General features: G+C 51.4%; 4 protein-coding genes. All 4 read right to left on the reverse strand.

Translation table 11 applies throughout. From position 1 onward, the window contains the following. Positions 1-1,367, reverse strand: a 1,367-nt coding sequence (pelF, locus tag HMPREF9473_RS13470) for a GT4 family glycosyltransferase PelF (protein WP_006780681.1), incomplete at its 3' end; no start/stop codon positions are given. Beyond that, positions 1,364-3,241: a DUF2194 domain-containing protein gene (locus HMPREF9473_RS26260; RefSeq protein WP_006780682.1), complete on the reverse strand. Its 1,878-nt coding sequence runs from the start codon at positions 3,239-3,241 to the stop codon at positions 1,364-1,366. The genes pelF and HMPREF9473_RS26260, both read right to left, overlap by 4 nt. Beyond that, positions 3,238-4,155, reverse strand: coding sequence for a hypothetical protein (locus HMPREF9473_RS13480; protein ID WP_006780683.1), 918 nt, complete (start codon positions 4,153-4,155; stop codon positions 3,238-3,240). The genes HMPREF9473_RS26260 and HMPREF9473_RS13480 overlap by 4 nt, the downstream gene beginning before the upstream one ends. Before the next feature lie 3 nt (positions 4,156-4,158). Continuing rightward, on the reverse strand, positions 4,159-4,988 hold an 830-nt coding region (locus HMPREF9473_RS13485; RefSeq protein WP_006780684.1), incomplete at its 5' end, for a hypothetical protein.

Below are 4,988 nucleotides of genomic sequence, written 5' to 3' on the forward strand. Positions count from 1 at the left end.
AAGTCTTCCTCCCGGTAATAGGCATTGACCCGCTCTCTGCCCACTCTGGCCATCCTCTTTCGGAGTCCGGCATCCTGCCAGAGCTTTAAGATAGCCCTCGCCATCTGGTCCGGATTCATCACTGGAACTACCAGGCCGGCAGAGCCGAAGGTGTCCAGATTGCCCTCGATCAGTTCCCGGCAGGAGCCAACATCGGTGGCAATCACAGGCCGTCCGGCCGCCATTGCCTCCAGCAGCACAAAGGGCTGGCCCTCGGAGACACTGCTTAAGAGAACCATGTCCACACGCCCATACCACTGGGCCACATCCACCCTTCCCACAAACTCTATCCCCGTACAGCCAAGACTGGCTATCAAATCCAGGCATTCCTGATAGTATTCCTTATCCTCATCCGTCGGCCCGATCAGATAGAGCTTTCCATCGGGAATCTTGTGTCTGACGATATCAAAAGCATAAATCATGGTCTTAATATCTTTGATGGGCACCACCCGGATGACGGCTCCCAGCGCCAGCGGATGATGGTCTTCCTTCACTGGTTCCGTATGCTCAAACCTTCCCATGTTGATGCCGTTTGGAATCACCATACATTTGGAATCCTCCGCTCCAAACTCGGTCTGAAGCTGTCTGGCCCCGTAAAACAGGGAGATAATCCGGTCCGCCTTGTCATAGGCCGCACGGGACATCCCCATGAAAAAGTCAATCCAGGTCTGTTTGAAATACACATCCACCCAGGATGCCTTCAGGATTTCTTCCTCCCGCTCCCTGGTGTAAATCCCATGCTCCGTGATAATGTAGGGTTTCCCTGTTTTATACTGGAACATGGCGCCCAGCAGACCGGCGTATCCGGTGGAAACACTGTGAAACACATCCACGTCCGGAATGGGACAGCTCAGGATATTCAACACCGGCAGAAGCATGGAGCGGATGGTCCAGAACACCTGGGTAAAGGGTGTTATCCGGTAAGTATCCTCACAGGCCGCCATCACAATGTCCATAAAGGCGTGGCTGCACAAAAACTCGTTGGTCTGATACTTCCCATCCCTGGAAAACATGTCAAACAGACAGTTCCAGTCCACTGTGTCCCGGCTGATTAAATCCAGCACCGCCTGGTGCTCTCTGGGCAGCAGGCGGTAGCTGCGGTTTTTCTGTATCTTCACATCCAGAAACTGGTCCAGGAAGTTCTCCTCCACGGAAATCACATTTTCCGGAATGTCGTATTTAAACTGTCCCCTCTGTGACATATTGGCGCCGATGGTATAGATGATAAACTGGTGCTGTGGCATTCCCTTTATCAGCATTTGAATCCAGGAGGACACGCCTCCCGCCACGTAAGGGTAGCAGCCCTCCGCAATCAGACAGATTTTCATGATTTGTCCTCCAGATAAAAGGAAAATTCCGGTTTTTTTATCTCAATCATATAATAGTCTCCGCGGTAATCATCGCAGACCGGAGTAATCACGCAGCTGTCATTGTCCGCAAATGGCGTCCTCTCCGTCTTAAAACTGCAGTAAGCCTCCCCGTAGAATCCGTTGGCCTTTCCTGTCACACGTTCCCCTTCCACAGTCAGCGAAAGCTCCAGTTCCTCCGCCACCTTTAAGGCATCTGCGGCCTGGGAGGCCGTCAGCGGACGAAGCCCCTGATACTGCTCATGTACCATATTCAGCGTGTCGCTGTAACTCTTATACAGTTCCTGCCACGTCAATCCAGCTCCTCTGTCCTCATCAAAGATATCATCCGGATGTATAAAGTGGGAAAATACTCCGTACAGCCCCAGACCGTTCATGATGGAGAACCGGTCAAAGGAGCGGTCCAGCATACCGGAGGAGATTCTCGGAAACTCCACAATCCCGTCGGGGGAGATGGCAAAATCCTGGACATAGACGGCCCCTTCCTCTCCCTCCATGGTGTAGACTCCGGAAATCATTTTCAAATCAGGAAGAGCGGCCACCACTGCCTCCCTCCCCTCCGGACTTAAATAGTTGGAAGGCGGAACGTAAACCTGGAGACTGGCTCCCGGAAACAGTTCCTCCGCGATTGTATTCAATTCCTCCAGGGAAGCGGCCATATCCGTAGTGTCAGCCCAAGGGCGATACCCAAGCTTCCTGGGAATCTGCCCCTTCAGCCCCAGCGACTGGTGGTTATAGCCGTGAGCTCCTATCTCATAATCATTTTTCATCAGACTGTTTCCATAGTACTGCTCCAACCGGTCCAGCTCATACTCAAACTGCTCCGGATTGACAATATCATTATAGGTAGCTACAAAAAGTCCTGTATAACTGCAGTTGTACAGCTTGGCCGCCGCCTGCATATCCGGCCACCAGATATCCCGGTAAAACTCCTTCACCGTCCGGTTGTACTGTTCCTTCGTCACATCGCTTTCACTGTTGTACTGGGGTGACGGGAAATCATCCAGAAATATGGTCTTTGCATTGATAACCGGGTACATGTAAGTATCATACAGGGACACAATGCTTCCTGCTGCCGTGCCGCTCCAGTAGTCGCCGGTCATGGCGGTTCCGTTGAAGACGCCGGTACGTCCTTCCCCGTAGTCACAGGTCCAGAACATAGGCGTTTTTCTCGTTTTCTCCTCCTTCATCTCCCAGCACTGCATGTAGACGCGGCTGTCGCCGGCAAGCTGTACTGAGAGGGCCGTATCCTCAAATTCCTCCCCGGAAAACTTCATCTGCTTCATGCCTGGAACCAGCTCCTCCGTATACTCAAAGCTGTTCACCGTCCGGAAATCTCCGTAATCCTGGATTCCGATTTTCCGGTAAATCTCCGCAAAGGCATCCCCCAGTTCCTCCGGCACCGTGCCAATCAGCAGACGTCCGCCTTTTTTCACATAATTCATGAGACGCTCCGCTCCCTGGCTGCCGATTTCCTTCTCAAACTGGGCCGTGGCGATAACGATCACATCATAGTCGTAAAAGGACACGGTATCCTGTCGTCCGGCATCCACCAGATCGCAGTTCATCTTCAGATGATGGGATACCTTTTTGATGTTCCCTGCAAATTTGGCCGACATGTCCATCTGAGGCGAGTACAGGACTAAAAGCTCCTGTCTGTTCTTCTCCATCTCTGCCGGCGCCATCGCATTCACTGCCTGCTCGGGAAGGAGAAGGCCGGATACATTGTTCTTTTTTCTTCCAACCAGCACTCCGCTGTTGATGGCCCATATGGCCCCCACCACAATCAAAGAGCCCACAATAAATACCACCAGTTTACGGTAATATTTCTTCATGCCTCCACCTCCCCGTTTCTGTTAAAAAATCGGATATACTGCAATGATTTTCCGGTCAGGAACACAGGCAGGTGCCGAAGCTCCTCCAGGAAGGCATCCAGCATCTCCCGGTTTTCCATCCGGACACACAGTTGAATGGTATCCACCACCATGTCCTCGCTGTCGGGACATTCCTTTTTAAATGCCTCACAGGTCTGGCTGGCATGGCCGATATCCCCCAGTTCCAGGTCCACCAAAATCCTGTTGTGAAAATAGGCGTCCTTTCTGTCCTCCAGCTTCAACAGCCGGTCCGACACCATCTGATAAACTGAAAAATATTTCCTGGTATTTCTCTCATCGAACACATCTCCAAACAGTACTTTGAAAAGCTCCTGCTCAAACGCCTCCAGCACCTCCCGGTCATCGGGGTCGGCTTCAAAGGCCGCCTCCTTCTCTGTCAGGTATTCATGGGCCCGTTTCTGGGCATCCATGATAACGGCGCTGGCATAGTGGGAAGTCTCCGTATCTTCATTTTCCAATGCTCTTTTCAGCACCGGAAGATAACTGATAATGTCCTCATCCTTCAGAGTGTCCATAATGATTTTTCTGCGGTACCGGTAATCATCGGCTGCCAGGGCCTCCAGCACCGGAACTTTATTGATTTCCTCCTGCTTCTCAATGGGACGCAGCAGGGAAAAATCATCCACCGCCTTCTGGTTGCCCAGATAGAGATTGCGCATCCGCTCCTCGCTGTTTCTCCTGACAAAATAGTCCAGAAGCCAGAAAAAAAGGTAGCCAAACACCGGCATCACGAGGCAGATGATTCCCCGAAACACCGCTTCCTCAAGATGTTCCCGCTCCATATAGCAGTCATAGGCATACATAAAGCTGAGCAGGATATGCAGCACAGCAAGTATCCAATATACACTATTCACCGGCTATTCCTCCCATGTAATTGACAGTCCATGATTCAGAAATCTCTTCTCCACCACCTGTCTTCCCGTCTCATCCGTGTTCATCAGGATGATACAAAAGTGTCCTCTGCTGTCCTTTCCAATGATGTCAATACCGCGAATCAGGCCACTGGCTTTCTCCGAAAGTTCCTTGATTCCCATATGCTCCGGAACATTGATAATTCCTGTCATAAACCGGGTATGGGTCTCCTCCTCCGCCTCCCGCAGAATCTGCAGCTCCGCCTCATATGCCTGGGGACTTAAGAAACCGGTTCCCTCCAGATAGCGCTTCTCCCCTTCCGCGTCCTGATGATCGTAGGCACGTAACAGGTTATTCTGCACCATCTGAACCACCGTCTGGAACATGTTTTTATAGTAAACCGTAAATTTATCAAACTTCACATCGTACAGGCAGACAACTACTACTACCTGGCCATCCTTGATGACAGGCATGGCGTAGGAGGGATACCCCTTCAGCAGTTCCCGGTTCACAAACAGCTTACCCTCCGCCAATACCTCCTGCATCTGTGGGAAGCTGCCAAAATCGATGGACGGGGTAATCTTCCCGGAGATTTCCTCCGAGCAGGCGATAGTCCGCCCGTACCGGCCAGCCGTATCCGTTTTTAAGTAAATTGCAACGGAATGACATTCCATAATTTCTTCCATAACCTGCAGCGTCTTAAAGAGAACCGCCTTGGGACTCAGGGAATCCAGCTTCTCCGATATCTCGTAGACATGCAGAAAGCTGTCCTTGGATACCATCACCTGTTTTTGCAGCTGGTTCTTCACCTCCAGGACTTCCCGGTAAATCATCT

The organism is Hungatella hathewayi WAL-18680, assembly GCF_000235505.1.
GTDB classification, from domain to species: domain Bacteria; phylum Bacillota; class Clostridia; order Lachnospirales; family Lachnospiraceae; genus Hungatella_A; species Hungatella_A hathewayi_A.